This window comes from Comamonas sp. E6 (genome assembly GCF_001010305.1).
Classification (GTDB): Bacteria; Pseudomonadota; Gammaproteobacteria; order Burkholderiales; family Burkholderiaceae_C; genus Comamonas; species Comamonas thiooxydans.
The window spans coordinates 178982-194129 of record NZ_BBXH01000008.1 but is presented as its reverse complement, the minus strand read 5'-3'; the positions used below and the strand labels follow the sequence as shown (position 1 = coordinate 194129).

Annotated in this window: 10 protein-coding genes; 2 read left to right on the top strand and 8 right to left on the bottom strand. The window is 62.7% G+C overall.

What is annotated here, in order from left to right:
- Nucleotides 1–99: 99 nt before the first annotated feature.
- The 8 genes from CSE6_RS26680 to CSE6_RS07520 form a co-directional block, all read right to left on the bottom strand.
- Nucleotides 100–2235, bottom strand: a complete 2136-nt coding sequence (locus tag CSE6_RS26680) for an autotransporter-associated beta strand repeat-containing protein (RefSeq protein ID WP_274522618.1) — start codon at nt 2233–2235, stop codon at nt 100–102.
- A gap of 181 nt (nt 2236–2416) precedes the next feature.
- The gene (gene dnaE, locus CSE6_RS07550; protein WP_059440238.1) at nt 2417–5827 is read right to left on the bottom strand and encodes a DNA polymerase III subunit alpha; all 3411 of its coding nucleotides are present in this window, start codon (nt 5825–5827) and stop codon (nt 2417–2419) included.
- Nucleotides 5820–7328 (bottom strand): hypothetical protein, encoded by a 1509-nt coding sequence (locus CSE6_RS07545; protein ID WP_059440237.1) that lies wholly within the window; start codon nt 7326–7328, stop codon nt 5820–5822. Before CSE6_RS07545 ends, dnaE begins: the two co-directional genes overlap by 8 nt.
- Nucleotide 7329: 1 nt before the next feature.
- On the bottom strand, nt 7330–8253 hold the full coding sequence (imuA, locus tag CSE6_RS07540) for a translesion DNA synthesis-associated protein ImuA (protein ID WP_059440236.1): 924 nt from the start codon (nt 8251–8253) through the stop codon (nt 7330–7332).
- Between the two features lie 283 nt (nt 8254–8536).
- Complete coding sequence (locus CSE6_RS07535; protein WP_034352451.1) at nt 8537–9889, bottom strand: HD-GYP domain-containing protein; 1353 nt, start codon at nt 9887–9889, stop codon at nt 8537–8539.
- Nucleotides 9890–10086: 197 nt separating this feature from the next.
- On the bottom strand, nt 10087–10725 hold the full coding sequence (locus CSE6_RS07530) for a 3-oxoacid CoA-transferase subunit B (RefSeq protein ID WP_012838252.1): 639 nt from the start codon (nt 10723–10725) through the stop codon (nt 10087–10089).
- A gap of 30 nt (nt 10726–10755) precedes the next feature.
- Nucleotides 10756–11232 carry a DUF3806 domain-containing protein gene (locus tag CSE6_RS07525; RefSeq protein ID WP_059440235.1) on the bottom strand — a complete coding sequence of 159 codons (477 nt, stop codon included), beginning with the start codon at nt 11230–11232 and terminating at the stop codon, nt 10756–10758.
- A 3-nt stretch (nt 11233–11235) separates the two neighbouring features.
- The gene (locus tag CSE6_RS07520; RefSeq protein ID WP_003079441.1) at nt 11236–11934 is read right to left on the bottom strand and encodes a CoA transferase subunit A; all 699 of its coding nucleotides are present in this window, start codon (nt 11932–11934) and stop codon (nt 11236–11238) included.
- 74 nt (nt 11935–12008) lie between these two features.
- Between CSE6_RS07520 and CSE6_RS07515 the strand changes: the two genes are divergently transcribed.
- Nucleotides 12009–12551: a PAS and helix-turn-helix domain-containing protein gene (locus tag CSE6_RS07515; RefSeq protein ID WP_003055436.1), complete on the top strand. Its 543-nt coding sequence runs from the start codon at nt 12009–12011 to the stop codon at nt 12549–12551.
- Between the two features lie 343 nt (nt 12552–12894).
- Nucleotides 12895–15096, top strand: a complete 2202-nt coding sequence (katG, locus tag CSE6_RS07510) for a catalase/peroxidase HPI (protein WP_034405450.1) — start codon at nt 12895–12897, stop codon at nt 15094–15096.
- The last annotated feature ends 52 nt before the right edge of the window (nt 15097–15148 follow it).

The following is a 15148-nucleotide window of genomic DNA, read 5'->3' as shown; positions in this document are numbered from 1 at the left end:
GACCGCTGCGTCATTGCATCTTGAAAAGTGCGGGCCTCTTTTGCAAACGCAAGAAGGCCTGCGCCAAGAGATCGCGCAGGCCTTCTACCCCAAGCCCGATCAACTGGCCAATGTGATGCTCACACTGGTGTCGTCATAGCTCGCAGTGGACTTTGCAAAGCCATCCACCACCACACTGGTGAACTTGTTGTGCACGCCTTTGGCGGTCAACACCACAATCTTGTCACCTGCCTTAGGGGTGTAACCACTGATGAAGCTCACGTTCAAAGCACCGGCCAGTGCAGCATGGTCGGCCACCGCCAACGTGCCTGCAGTGCTGCTGGACAGCGCCAAGTTCAACTCCCCCGACTTCTGGGTGTAAGAGCCGCTCACCTTGAGCTGGTCGCCGTTGGTCGCCAAAGTACCACCATCGATGTATACCGCGCCGGTGCCTATCGCAGAGGAAGAGTCCGCACGTAAGGTACCCGCGGAAACCACCGTGCCGCCGCTATATGTATTGGCGCCTGCCAATGCCAGAGTGCCGTTTCCGCGCTTGGTCAACTTGCCCGCGCCGCTGATGTCGTTGCGCCAACGGTCAAAAGTGCAGAAGCCCGAAGCACAGAAGCCTTCGATGCTGTCGTTCATGGTGACGGTCACATCTGCCTCCAGCCTGCCGTAGCCGCTGGCCGCATCGAACAGGTTCAGTCGCCCAAAACCTTCTTCATCATCAAGCACTGGGTAGCCGGAATCGATGGCCGTGGTTTTGAGCACGGCTCGCCGCTGGTCTGCCGTCAGATAGGGGAAGCGGGTCTCCAGCAGGGTTTCCATTCCTTTGGGTACAACGACAGGCTTGCCAGCCTTGGCCTTGTCTTGTTCAAAACCGAATGTCAGCCGCCTGAGATATTCTGCCTTGGTGGTCGTGAAATCCGCAAAGCGGTCTTCGCCGGGCTTGGCCGAGTGCGCAACGTTCCAAAGCTCCACGCCGGTATTCACGCCCAGCTTACTTCGCAACTGCGCTTGTGCTTGCTGAAACACGAGCTGACGCTGTGCTTCGGTATAGCTAAGGCCTCGATCGCCTGCGCCCTTCAGAAAAGGCATCCATACGGACGAGCCCAGCATTCGCCCGCCCATGACGCCCAGCGCCGAGTGCATGCCCGCACGAATGCGGTTCTCACCAGCCTCAAGCCCGCGCGCCAGGGCTTCATGGAAACGCTGTGGCGCCATATAGGCAATAGCCATTGAATAGCGCACGAATTCGGCCGTATGGCCGCTGGGAAAATCGGAGTCCTGCTGCGCCTTGACCTGTGCCGCAGCGGCATCGTCACCTGCGGCGCGGCGCGACATCAGCTCCGGCAGCACTTTGACGACAGGCAGCCTGCTGTCGGCAGCCGACCAGCGATACGGACGGGCGAATTTGTAAAAGCCTTTGGGCCCATTGTCCGAAGCAATATTGCCGACCGTGGCATTGTCAACGAACTGAAGCACCGCGCCGAACTCGGGGTTGGTCTGGATATTGGTATCACCCCAGCCAGAGCTGGGATTCTTTGCCAAATCATCCCATGCCTGGCCCAGCGGCCCCAGCGAGCCACCCATGACCGTGCGCGTGACCTTGTTGCCCGTGTCGTCCAACTTGATCTCTTCCTTCTGCGCATCGGTGTAGATTGTTTGCGTGGTCAGCTTGGACGAGTACTCCATATTCTGCAGGAATAGCTCGTTCTTCTTGATCGTTCCCGTGGTCCCTGCAAACGGTGCCTGACCTGGCGTGCTATTGATGTTGTCTGCTGTAAGCACATGCCAGACACCGTTCCACGTGGTCAGAGCGAAAGCCTCACACCCCTGCTTTCCGGCGACGTTGGTATCTGGTGTGGTCGCGCCAAGCGCGAAGATGCCAGCGAAATCGGATTTCTTGAAGCCGTTCATCTTTCGCTCGGAAGGCTCCCAGATATCGAGAAAGCCCGAAAGAATGCGCAGCGTGCTGTTGGTGGTGTGATCGGCGTAGCAGGAGTTGTTACCATTGGCCGTTGCATCATGCCTGCCGGAGTTGAAGACGGTGGCATCTTCGCGGTATCTGGGTACATCGGTGCGCGACTCCGGCATGCTGGTCGCCGCTTGCGCTGTGACGTTGATCGTCTCGGTGCCCAGCCCTGCAGGCGGGCCGGGAATCACGTACTCGGCCACCTGGTCTTGATTGCCGCCGTCACCACCGCCACAACCAGCCAGAGTCAATATTGTTGCCAGGGCGACGGCACGAAGCACGAATGTTTTCTTGTGTGCGGAAAAATGAACAGGTGTCTGCATACGCAAGCCAATCTCAAAGGGCGGAAAAGCTCGCAATCTTGGTAAGCGATCGTGAATCCGTTATGACATATCAATAAAATGAGATTGAGTTTTCTGCAGCTCCGACTCTGCAATGCGACCGGCTCAGCCCCCTTTTCGCTCAATGAAAATCCCGGCTGTTCAGCCCGACCTCGGCAAACCGCCCCAGCCAGCGGGTCACATCCCTGGCCTTCATCACGACCAGATGGCGAACCGCAGGTTCATCCCCAGTCTGGGCCGCAGGCATATCCCCTGCTGATTCCAGCGTCTCCAGTTGCGGGGCCGTGCTGCGCTGCCAGATGCCCTCCACGGCCAGCAGACGCGAGGCCAGCAACGCAGAGCGCCAGCGGGCAAAGGTCTGACTCCAGACCACCAGGTTGATGACGCCGGTTTCGTCTTCCAGCGTGATGAACAGCGTGCCGTTGGCGGTAGGCGGACGCTGGCGCACGGTAACAATGCCGCAGGCGCGTACCTTCTGGCCTGGCAGCATATGACGCAGCTCGGCTGCGGTCTTCAGCCCATGGCGCGCCAGCCTGGGACGCAGCAAGGCCAGCGGGTGGCGGCGCAGGCTCAGACCGGTGGCGGCATAGTCGAACATGATTTCCTCGCCCTCGGCGGCCTGGGGCAGTTCAAGCCTCGGCTCATGAATCGCAGCTTGGGCAAAGATGGGTGGCAGGCTGGCCTGCGCAGCAGCATCCCACATCTGCTGGCGACGGTGACCGGCCAGGCTGCGCAGCGCATCCGCTGCGGCCAGGGCTTCCATATCCGCCTTGTCCAGCCGGGCTCGGATGACCAGATCGCTCACGTCCTTCCACGGAGCCTGCGCAGCTTCCCCCTCGATTCGCAGCGCTGCGGCCTTGCCCAGCCTGGCAACCCGGTTCAGCCCCAGGCGCACGGCCGGCTGGGGCTGGGCCACGCCGCGCATGGCTTGCAGAGGGGCTTCGAGCGTGCAATGCCAGTGGCTATGACAGACATCGACGGGCAGCACGCGCACGCCATGGCGGCGCGCATCCTGCACCAGCTGGGACGGCGAATAAAAACCCATGGGCTGGGCATTGAGCAGCGCCTGCAGAAAGATGGCTGGCTCATGGCGCTTGAGCCAGGCGCTCGCATAGGCCAGCAGCGCAAAACTGCAGGCATGACTTTCGGGGAAGCCATATTCGCCAAACCCCAGCATCTGCGCAAAGATGGCGTTGGCAAATGCGGGGCTGTATTCCTTGGCCAGCATGCCGCCGACAAGCTCGTCTCGGAAGCGATGCACCCCGCCCTTTCGCTTCCAGGCGGCCATGGAGCGGCGCAACTCGTCCGCCCTGCCCGGCGAAAAGCCCGCGGCATCGATGGCGATCTGCATCACCTGCTCCTGGAAAATGGGCACACCCAAGGTACGCTTGAGCGCATTTGCAAGCTCCGGCTTCTCAAGCTTGAGCGGCAGCTTGCGGCGTTCACGCTCACGTGCCAGCAGATAGGGATGGACCATGCCGCCCTGAATCGGGCCGGGGCGCACGATGGCAACCTCGACCACCAAGTCATAGAAAGTGCGCGGCTGCAGGCGCGGCAGCATGCTCATCTGGGCGCGGCTTTCGATCTGGAAAGTACCCACGGTATCGGCCTGGCAAATCATCTCGTAGGTCGCGGCATCCTCCTGCGGAATCTGGTGCAGCTCCCATGGCTCGCCGCGCCAGCGGGCGCGCTCGTTCAGGGCATTGCGCAGCATGGTGAGCATGCCCAGGGCCAGCACATCGACCTTGAGCAGGCCCACGACATCAAGATCGTCCTTGTCCCACTGTATGACGGAGCGCTTGGCCATCGTGGCGGGCTCCACGGGCACCAGGCGCGTGAGCTTGCCCTCGGTCAGCACAAAGCCGCCCACATGCTGGCTGAGGTGGCGCGGGCTGTCCTTGAGCTGCCAGGCCAGCTCTATCCAGAGGCGCAGCCGATGCGCGCCCACTGCGCAATTCATTTCGCGTGCCAGCACCTCGGCTTCCTGGAGCTTGCGCTGCCCCCAGTCTTCGGGCAGTGCTTCGGGCGCCTGGTCCTCCTCTGCCGAATCGGCCGCCTCTGCATGCGTCTGTGCTTGCGCCTGGGCATGCTCGCTGAACCAATACTGCCCCTTAGCCAGGGCATCGATCAGATCGGCAGGCAGGCCCAGCGCCTTGCCCACATCGCGCAGCGCGCTACGGCTGCGCCAGCAACTGACCACGGCCGTGAGCGCGGCGCGGTCGCGCCCGTATTTGTCGTAGATGTACTGGATGACCTCTTCACGCCGCGCATGCTCGAAGTCCACATCGATATCGGGCGGCTCGCTGCGCTCCTTGCTGATAAAGCGCTCGAACAGCAGATTGTTGTTTTCCGGATCTACCGCCGTAATGCCCAGGCAGTAGCAGACCGCAGAATTGGCCGCCGATCCGCGCCCCTGGCACAGAATGCCGACGCTGCGCGCATAGCGCACGATGTCATGCACGGTGAGAAAGTACATCTCGTACTTCTGATCCTCGATCAGCGCCAGCTCTTTGTGCAGCTGATCGCGCACGTCTTTGGGAATGCCCTGGGGATAGCGTCCCGCCGCGCCCTCCCAGGTCAGCCAGGCCAGGGTCTGCGTGGCCGTCATGCTGGGCAGCACGCTCTCCTTCGGATAGCGGTAGCGAATCTCGTCGAGGCTGAAGCTGCAGCGCCCGGCCAGCTCCAGCGTCGCCTCCAGCATGGCCCTGGGATAGAGCGAGGCCAGCCGCAGACGCGAGCGCAGATGTCGCTCGGCATTGGGCTGCAGTGCAAAGCCGCATTCGGCCACGGTGCGCCCCAGGCGTATCGCCGTGACCACATCCTGCAGCGGCTTGCGCGAGCGTGCATGCATATGGACATCGCCGCAGGCCAGCAGCGGCAGACCCAGCGCCGCGCCCGCCTGCTGCAAGGTCTGCAGCCACAGGCTGTCGTCGGGCGCCAGATGCAGCTCCACGCCCAGCCACAGGTTATTTGTCGAAAAATGCGCTGAAACGTTTTCCAGAAGAGCGGTTACAGCTATCAAATCCGATGCATCGAGCTGCTCGCGCTGCGGCAGCAGCAGGCATTCGCAGCCTTGCTGCAGCAGCTTCCAGGGACTGGATTCATCAACCAGATAGTCGCCCTTGCCTGAGCGGCTGCGTGCAGCGGTGATAAATTCACAGAGATTGCCCCAACCTTGCAAATCACGCACCAGCACCACGATCCTGAACGAGCCCCAGGCGAATTCGCTGCCATGGATCAGGTGCAAGTCGCAGTCCCGCGCCGCCTCATGGGCGCGCACGGCACCGGCCACCGAACACTCGTCGGTCAGCGCCAGCGCCGCATAGCCCAGGCTTTTGGCCCGGTGCACCAGCTCGGCAGGCGATGAAGCACCGCGCAGAAAACTGAAATTCGAGAGGCAATGCAACTCGGCATAGGCCAGCGGCCCTCTGCCCATGCCCTGAGCCACGGGGCTGGCCGGTATGGCGACAGGCGGCGGCCCTGCGAGGCACAGTGCGGCAGCGGGCGGCTCGACCAGGATCTGCTCAGCCATACACGCCTTGCGCAAACCAGCTGGCGGGGCTGGCTGTCATGCTCATCAGGTGTTCGCTACGGGCGCGCTCGCGGTAAATCCAGACATGGCCGACCACGGCGTTATAGGCCACGAAATAGTCACGCACGGCCAAGCCGACCGGCGCGCCGGCCTGGGCATCGGCAAACGCATCGCCAGCCGCATCCCACCAGCCGGACTCCAGCCTGTAGGGCCCGGCCTTGAGCTGCAGTGGCCCATGCCATTGGGGACGATTGTCCTGCACGGGCAAGGCCTGGGGCTTGGACAACAGCCAGGGCGGCCACAGGGCTTGCCAGGAGTCGGCACAGCCGGGCTGACGGCGTGGCCTGAAGCCGGCTCCCGCCTCGGCCCTGGCGCTAGCCCTGGTGCCGCCTGGCTTCTGGCTCTGCAGCAGCTTCGCCGCAGCTTGCCAGCACTGCATCTGCTCGGGGCGGTGATCGGCCCGCGGCTGCACCATTTGCACGGTCTCCTCGCCCCAGCGGGCGCTCAGGCGCTCCACCCATTCATGCCAGGCCAGACTGTCCGACGGGCTCTGGCCCTGGGCGGCCGGCAGACAGCTCAGCGGCTCGGCCGCCCAGGGAACCGTCTCCAGCGCCTGCAACTCCAGCATGTCCACGGGGGCGCGCCAGCGCTGCTGGCCCAGGTGCTCACGCAACAGGCGCTGCAAATGCGCCATGCCCTGCGTGGGCTGAGCCGTGCGGATGACAAGCGCTCCCCAGACCGGCAGCTCCTGGCCGTCGATACGGCGCAGATCATGGTGCCAGCGCAATCGCAGCGCCAGCACCGCATGGTGACGGGCCTGCAACCAGGACTGCAGCGCGCGCAACAGCGGCTGCGCGGCATGGAGCACGGCATCGGCATGGTGAGCCGGGTAACCCAGGTCGTGGCGCAGCAGGAATTGCTGGGGCAGTTGCAGCCAGTCAAGCGGCTGGGGCTGCAGACCATAGGCCTCGTCGAGCGCACGCAAGGCCTTGGCTCCAATGCGGCGCGACAGCCCCGCGCGCGGCAATGCTCGCACATCGCCCCAGCTGCGGCAACCCAGGCGCAGCAGCACGGAGCTGTGCTGCTCCAGGGCGCTCAGCGTCCATAGCGGCAGCGCATCGGCATGCAGCGATGACTCAGACATGGACAGGGAAACAGGGACGGAGCCGCAAGGCCGGGCCTGCTGCAGCCGCAGCCGTGCCAAAGCCTGCCAGGCCGTGCCGCCCTGGCCGCGCAGCGGCTGCAATGCCGCATCGCCGCCCCCGGACTCCGGGGGGCCAGCCTGACAAGCTTGCGCAAAAGCACTGTCCAGCCGCGCCAGCAAGACCTCGGCTCCGCCCCAAAGACGCTGCACCAGGCTGGTCTCCATGAGCAAGGCGTCTTCGAGCAAGGCCACACGCGGCGAAAACTCCAGCGCCCACCAGCAGGCACTCTCAGCCACCGGGCTTGACTCGCTCAGGCAGGCCAGAGGCCAGGCCATCCAGTGCTCTGCACTGCCCATCTCATGCCTCCGTCATCCAAGGCGAGGCCGTTGCAGGAGCGGCGACTGTCATGCGCCCTTGCATGAGCATGACAGCCTCCTCGCTCTGGCGCGCATGTCTTTGGGCCTGCGCCTGCAGCACGGGCTGCCAGGCCCACTGCGAAAGCGCGAGCTGTATGGGGCGCTCCAGCAAAGGCCCACGGCGCTTCAGTATCTGTATCTGCAAACCCGGCGCCTGCTGGGCAGCGAAGACTGTCGTGACTCTCTCCAGTCTCAACCGCAATGCGGCGGGGGAGCTGTGCGGCGCGGCCTGCGACTCCTGCCATAGCCACAGAGGCCGGCCCTGCGAAGCGGCGGCCAGTTGCAAGCGGCGCAGCGTGGACGCGGGAAGTTCGGGCAACCAGGCCAGCACCGCCAGCACATCCCGGCAATGCAGAGCCTGCTCGCAGGCCCAGGCCAGATCCTGGGCACTGCGCCCCGGCTGCACCGCGCACAGCCGCTTGGCGTCAATACCGGCGGCCTGCAAGGCCGGGGTAAAAGGCAGATAGGGTGGAGCCACCAGCACCAGTTGGCCCAGCCCTGAATCCGCGCGTGAAGCCGCATGCTGCCGGACACGGGCGGCCAGCGCCGGCAACAGCAAGGCCCACTCCGCATGGCAGTGCGCGGGTTGCTGCAGCTGAATCAAGGCATTGCCGGGCCAGCCGCCGCCCGGCAGCTCGGCATCCAGCGCAACATGACCGCTGGGCCAGACCTGAGAGCCGGCGCCCGCCTGCCAGTCCGTGCCGCGCCAGACACCGGGAATCTGTATGGTGGACAAATGCGGGCTGCCCGCAGCGGGCAGACCCGGCCGCACGCCCTGCTCTGCACCTGTTTGCTGCCGGACAGACTCCGTCATGCCGGGCGGTGAGCCAGGATGGGCCAAGGATGTCAGGGGCTGGGTATGCATGCGAAAGCTCTTGAATACTGTACAAATATACAGTTATTCAAGTTTCCGCGCAAAACAAGACCTTAATATCGGCAGCAGATACAGTCGACCCTTGTAGATCGGACATCGTGCGCTATCAAAAATACTTTTTCAGGATGGCGCAAGCAGAAGCAGCAAAGCACGCCGCGCTGCGGCGTGATGCACAGAATTTTGAAGAAATACCGGTTTAGCGCCTGTCAATCAAGCGCCTGCCACTATCAAACTTGAGGCCAGCCGTCCTGGGCGGAACTCGTGGTCAATGCCTTCAATTCAGCGACTGCCTGTCGGCATTCATGGCCGAGCTGCGGCCTGCCTGCGGCATCAACTGAGCACAGGCCTCGCACCATTCGGCCACGGCGACTTCCAGCGTGGAGCCGCCCTGCCCCAGCGTGGGCCAGCGGCGCAGGCAGTCGTTCATGATGGCCTGCAACTGCCACAGGGCCTCGCGGTTGACCAGGGCCAGCTCACTCATGCCCAAGGCGTCGTCCTTGAAATAGCTCAGCACGTCCAGTTGCTGGCTGGGGTGAGAGCCTGCCTCGGCCAGCTGTTTCTGCAGTTGCGCAAGACTGGCTTCCACGGCCACCGCCGCCTGCGCATCGGGCATTTGCTGCCAGTGCTCGGGAAAGTCGCGCCTGAGTTCGCTCCATTTGCGCAGCGCAGCCTCTAGAGCCGCAATACTGTGGGAGAACTCGGCCTGCAGCGGCGCCAGTGGCTTGCCGGGACTGATTTCGTCGTAGAGCAGCGGCAGAATCAGGTGCACCAGATCGGCCGGATAGCTCTTGTGGTTCATGCGCAGCATGAGCGACAGGCGCTGGCCCGGCATGTCCGTGAATTTCTCGAAGAAGGCCGAGACCACCTCGGCCAGCAACAGCACCTGACCCATGGGCGAAATGGCGTTGCCCTTGATGCCGCGCGGATAGCCGGAACCATCCATGCGCTCATGGTGCTCGAGCACGGCGATTTCCACGGCGCGCGAATACAGTTCGGTACTGCGCACCACCAGCATGGCGGTGACGGAATGCGCGACCAGATGCTTGCGTTCCTCGCCGCTCAAGCGATGGTCCGGGTCGGTCCAGACCGGGTCCATATAGAGCATGCCTACATCGTGCAGCAGCGCGGCCGTGGCCAGCGGCACGCATTCGCGCTCGGTCCAGCCGTTCTTGAGCGCCAGAAAGATCGCCACCAGCGTCATCTGCAGGCTGTGCTGGTAGAGGTCGCTGCGCTGCTCGCGCATGACGGTGAGCTTGAAGGCAATGGCCTGGGGCAGCAGCAGACTCTTGAGCGGCGCCAGCAGACGCTCGATATCGCCGATGGACGCCACCATGCGATGCAGCAGATCGACCTGTTCGCATTGCTGGCGCGCCAGAGCGACCAGGGATGTCACGTCGACCAGATCGCCCGTGATCAGGTTGGCATCGATCGGGTCACGCAGCTTGTGCATGACCAGACGGTCATAGAGACGACTGTCAACACGTGTGCCTTTGTCCACCAGTTTCATGCCCTTATCGGTATAGATTGCATCGCCTGTCATGACCTCCGTATGCTCGGCCATATCGGTGACTGCGCGCAAAAAATGTACATCGGTCTCGTGCCCCTGCGCACCAGCGTTCTCACTCATCAAAGCGCTCTGTTTCTGTCTGCTCAATCAAACTCGATTGTTGCAGATTGCAATAATTTGTGGGCCGCAATTAAAGCAAAAACAGCTTGCATCGCTTGCCCTATCAACCCCGACAGCTATTAATTCTGCCAATGCTGCAGAAAAAGGCGCAAAAAAAGAACCGCCGCAGCGGTTCTTGCCTGGGAGCGCAGCGCCGCTTATTTCAGCAGCGTCACACCCGTCTTGGACTGGATCTCGTCAAAGCTCACGCCATCGGCCAGTTCCACCAGCTTCAGGCCTTCGGGTGTCACGTCCATCACGCCCAGATCGGTGATGATGCGATCCACCACGCCCAGACCCGTTAGCGGCAGGGTGCAGCTGGGCAGGATCTTCAGGTCGGTCGTGCCGTCCTTTTTCTTGGCCACATGTTCCATGAGCACGATGACGCGCTTGACGCCCGCCACCAGGTCCATGGCTCCGCCCATGCCCTTGACCATCTTGCCGGGAATCATCCAGTTGGCCAGATCGCCTTTTTCGGACACCTGCATGGCGCCCAGAATGGACAGATTGATCTTGCCGCCGCGAATCATGGCAAACGACTGGTCGGAGCCGAAAATGGCCGAACCGGGAAGCGTGGTCACGGTCTGCTTGCCGGCGTTGATCAGGTCGGCGTCGACCTGGTCCTCGGTCGGGAAGGGGCCGATGCCCAGCATGCCGTTCTCGGACTGCAGCCACACTTCCTTGTCGCCCGTGTGGTTGGCCACCAGCGTGGGAATGCCGATACCGAGGTTGACGTAGAAACCGTCTTCGAGTTCTTGGGCCGCGCGCGCGGCCATCTGGTCTTGGGTCCAGGGCATAAGAGCCTCCTGAATAAATCTTGATTGACGTTATTGGTAGTCGCCGGAGTCGATCATGGGCTGCAGGTGCGAAATCACACCATCGAGCAAGTGCAGCAGATCGACGCTCTGGCCGTCTTCGAGCCGTTTGAGGACCATGTCGCGAGCCCCCACCTGGATACTGGTTTCGCGGTAGCGCACAACGGGGTCGGTTCCCCAGTCGTCGCTCACCATATGCCAGTCCATATCGTCCATTTCGCAGCTCAGCGCGTCCCCCAGCACCACACCCAATCCTCGGGCCAGCAGCAGGTTGTCGGCCGACACCAGGCCACGATCGAGCAACTGCTGCAGCTGCGCCAGGCCAGAGCGGTCCATGCTCCAATCGCTCAGCCCCAGTTCACGGGCCGCGACCTGGCACACCAGCAAGCGTTCGCGCTCCAGTTGCTCCAGCTCCTGCGCAGCCAGCGCACGAAAGACCGGTATGTCGGCCTGGGCGGCAGCCTCGGGCGAATAGGACGTATCCGCCATATTTCAGGCTTCGCGCACGGTGCGCTTTTCGATGCGCTTTTCGGGATTGGCGTTGTGCACGATGCGGTGCACATAGATGCCGGGCAGATGGATGTCGTCGGGAGCGATCTCGCCCACTTCCACCAATTCCTCGACCTCCACCACGCAGACCTTGCCACAGGTGGCTGCCGCAGGGTTGAAGTTGCGCGCCGTCAGGCGGAACTGCAGATTGCCGCTCTTGTCCGCGCGCCAGGCCTTGACCAGGGACACATCGGCCACGATGGCGTGCTCCATCACATAGGTCTCGCCATCGAATTCGCGCAATTCCTTGCCCTCGGCCACCAGCGTGCCCACACCGGTCTTGGTGAAGAAGGCGGGAATACCGGCGCCGCCGGCGCGCATCTTCTCGGCCAGCGTGCCCTGAGGCGTGAACTCCAGCTCCAGCTCACCGGCCAGGTACTGACGCTCGAACTCCTTGTTCTCGCCCACATAGCTGGAGATCATCTTCTTGACCTGGCGGGTGTCCAGCAGCTTGCCCAGACCAAAGCCGTCCACGCCGGCGTTGTTGGATGCCACCGTGAGGTTCTTGACGCCGCTGGCGCAAACCGCATCGATCAGGGCCTCGGGAATGCCGCACAGGCCGAAGCCGCCAACGGCCAGCAATTGCCCGTCGGACACCACGCCCTGCAGCGCCGCTTCTGCGGATGGGTAGAGCTTTTTCACACATGTCTCCTTGAAATTGGATGCGCTACGATACTACGTACTTAAGTAAGTAGTTTTTCGTAAAGAGCAGTACCATGGTTGTGGATTACCGGCTGGCGTTCGACGCCGCCCCTGTAGGTCTCGTCATCTCGCGCAACCGCATCATGATTGACTGTAATCGGCAATTGTGTGAAATGTTCCATGCATCGCGCGAAGTACTCATAGGACAGACCTTTCAGGTGCTTTATCCCAGCGTTGACGAATACGAGCGCCTGGGCGCGCGCATTGCCCCGATTCTCAACACCACAGGCATCTATTCCGACAACCGCATCATGAAGCGCGCCAATGGCGAGGTGTTCTGGTGTCATGTCAGCGGCCGCACGCTGGACCGAAACGATCCCCATGCCTCGGGCATCTGGAGCTTCGAGGACCTCTCTGCCCATCGCCCCGTCAAGGCCGAGCTCACGGGCCGCGAACGCGAAGTCGCTGCGCGCCTTCTCGAAGGCATGACCAGCAAGGAAATCGGCAAGGCACTGGCCATCAGTCATCGCACCGTGGAAATCTACCGCGCCCGGCTGATGCGCAAATACGGCGCCTCCACCGCAGCCGATCTGGTGCACAAGCTGGTAGCCGGCTGAGCCGCTGCCACAGCTGATGCCAGGTAGGTCAACGACCTGATTTGATGGCTCATGCTTGTGTAAACAGGCAGGCTCGCATACGCTCAAAAAGTCACAGTCTCAGTCACTTTGCGAAGTATCTGAACCCGACTTTGCGTCGGCTCAAGACTCGACCCATATTTCTTCCTATGGCGCTGCTTAGTAATTTCAATAGCACAACACGCCCTTCAGGCCAGCCGCGCACCGATAATTCATCTCAACCAATCGCAAATAGCTATTGAGTTGAATTGATTGATATCAATCATTGATTGATATCTGTTTCCTGGACCTACCGACCTGTCGGATCGTTGAAACGGAGAGCCCCATGACTACTGAATCCAAGTGCCCCTTCCACCAAGGACAGAACAGCGAAACCGCCGCCGCAGGCAACGCCACCAGCAACAAGGACTGGTGGCCCAATCAGCTGCGCGTGGATTTGCTGAGCCAGCACTCCGCCAAAAGCAACCCCCTGGGTGAAGACTTCAACTACGCCCAGGCTTTCCAGAAGCTGGACTATGAAGCCGTCAAACGCGACCTGCGTGCCCTGATGACCGACTCGCAGGACTGGTGGCCTGCAGACTTCGGCCACTACGGCCCTCAGTTCATCCGCATGGCCTGGCACGCCGCCGGCACCTATCGCATTCAGGACGGTCGCGGCGGCGCCGGTCGCGCCCAGCAGCGCTTTGCGCCGCTCAACAGCTGGCCTGACAACGTCAACATCGACAAGTCGCGCCGCCTGCTGTGGCCGATCAAGCAAAAGTACGGCAACCAGATTTCCTGGGGCGACCTGATGATGCTGTGCGGCAACGTCGCCCTGGAAACCATGGGCTTTCGCACCTTCGGCTTCGGTGGCGGTCGCGTGGACACCTGGGAACCCGATCAGGACGTGTACTGGGGTGCAGAGAAGGAATGGCTGGCCCCCACCCAGAACCCGCACAGCCGCTACAGCGGCGAGCGCGACCTCGAGAACCCGCTGGCCGCCGTGCAGATGGGTCTGATCTATGTCAACCCCGAAGGCCCGGACGGCAATGGCGACCCCCTCTCGGCCGCGCATGACATCCGCGACACCTTTGCCCGCATGGCCATGGATGACGAGGAAACCGTGGCGCTGATCGCCGGTGGCCACACCTTCGGCAAGACCCATGGTGCGGGCCCCGCCAGCCATGTGGGCGCCGAACCCGAAGCCGCCGGCCTGGAAGCCCAGGGCCTGGGCTGGGCCAGCAGCTACAAGTCCGGCAAGGCCGGCGATGCCATCACCTCGGGCCTGGAGGTGACCTGGACCCAGACCCCTGCGCAGTGGAGCAACTTCTTCTTCGAAAACCTGTTCAAGTATGAATGGGTGCAGGAAAAAAGCCCTGCGGGTGCCATTCAGTGGGTGGCAAAGGACGCTGGCGATGTCATCCCCGATGCGCATGGCGGCCCCAACAAGAAGCCCACCATGCTGACCACCGACCTGTCGCTGCGCATGGACCCGGCCTACGAGAAGATCTCGCGCCGCTTCCTCGAAAACCCGCAGGCCTTTGCCGAAGCCTTTGCGCGCGCCTGGTTCAAGCTGACCCACCGCGACATGGGCCCGCGTGCACGCTATCTGGGCCCAGAAGTCCCCCGGGAAGAGCTGATCTGGCAAGACCCCATCCCCGCGGCCAAGCATGAGCTGGTCAACGACGCCGATGTGGCTGCCCTCAAGGCCAGGCTGCTGGCATCGGGCCTGTCGGTGCAGGAGCTGGTGGCCACGGCCTGGGCCTCGGCCTCCACCTTCCGCGGTTCGGACAAGCGCGGCGGTGCCAACGGTGCCCGCATCCGGCTGGCTCCGCAAAAGGACTGGGCCGCCAACAACCCTGCGCAACTGGCCAAGGTACTGGGCAAGCTCGAGGAAATCCAGCGCGAGTTCAACAAGGCTGCCGAGGGCGACAAGCGCATCTCGCTGGCCGATCTGATCGTGCTGGCCGGCAGCGCGGGCGTTGAAAAAGCAGCCGCAGACGCTGGCGTGAAGATCAACGTGCCCTTCACTCCCGGCCGCGGCGACGCCAGCGACGAGCAGACCGATGCCGAATCCTTCGCGCCGCTGGAGCCCAAGGCCGACGGCTTCCGCAACCACCTGCAAGGGCGTTTCCCGGCACCTGCCGAAGCCCTGCTGATCGACAAGGCCCAGTTACTGACGCTCACGGCCCCCGAAATGACCGTGCTGATCGGCGGCCTGCGCGCCATCAACATCAACACCGCCGGCAACCATGGCGTGCTGACCCAGACTCCGGGCAAGCTGACGAACGACTTCTTCGTCAACCTGCTGGACATGGGCACACAGTGGCAGCCCCTTGAGGATGGCAACTACGAAGGCGTGGACCGCAAGAGCGGCGCCAAGAAGTGGACCGGCACCCGCGTGGATCTGGTCTTCGGCTCCAACGCCATTCTGCGTGCCGTGGCCGAGGTCTATGCCGAAAAGGGCAACGAGCAGAAGTTCTACCGGGACTTCGTTGCTGCCTGGGTCAAGGTCATGGAACTGGACCGCTTCGACCTGAAGAAATAACAGGGCGCGCCGGGGTGAAAGCCCCGGCTCCAGGAAAATCCAAAAAGAAAAA

Excerpts from the sequence above, each read along its gene's own strand:
- dnaE (WP_059440238.1), bottom strand. The coding sequence starts at position 5,827 with ATGGCTGAGCAGATCCTGGTCGAGCCGCCCGCTGCCGCACTGTGCCTC.
- CSE6_RS07545 (WP_059440237.1), bottom strand. The coding sequence starts at position 7,328 with ATGGGCAGTGCAGAGCACTGGATGGCCTGGCCTCTGGCCTGCCTGAGC.
- imuA (WP_059440236.1), bottom strand. The coding sequence starts at position 8,253 with ATGCATACCCAGCCCCTGACATCCTTGGCCCATCCTGGCTCACCGCCC.
- CSE6_RS07535 (WP_034352451.1), bottom strand. The coding sequence starts at position 9,889 with ATGAGTGAGAACGCTGGTGCGCAGGGGCACGAGACCGATGTACATTTT.
- CSE6_RS07530 (WP_012838252.1), bottom strand. The coding sequence starts at position 10,725 with ATGCCCTGGACCCAAGACCAGATGGCCGCGCGCGCGGCCCAAGAACTC.
- CSE6_RS07525 (WP_059440235.1), bottom strand. The coding sequence starts at position 11,232 with ATGGCGGATACGTCCTATTCGCCCGAGGCTGCCGCCCAGGCCGACATA.
- CSE6_RS07515 (WP_003055436.1), top strand. The coding sequence starts at position 12,009 with ATGGTTGTGGATTACCGGCTGGCGTTCGACGCCGCCCCTGTAGGTCTC.
- katG (WP_034405450.1), top strand. The coding sequence starts at position 12,895 with ATGACTACTGAATCCAAGTGCCCCTTCCACCAAGGACAGAACAGCGAA.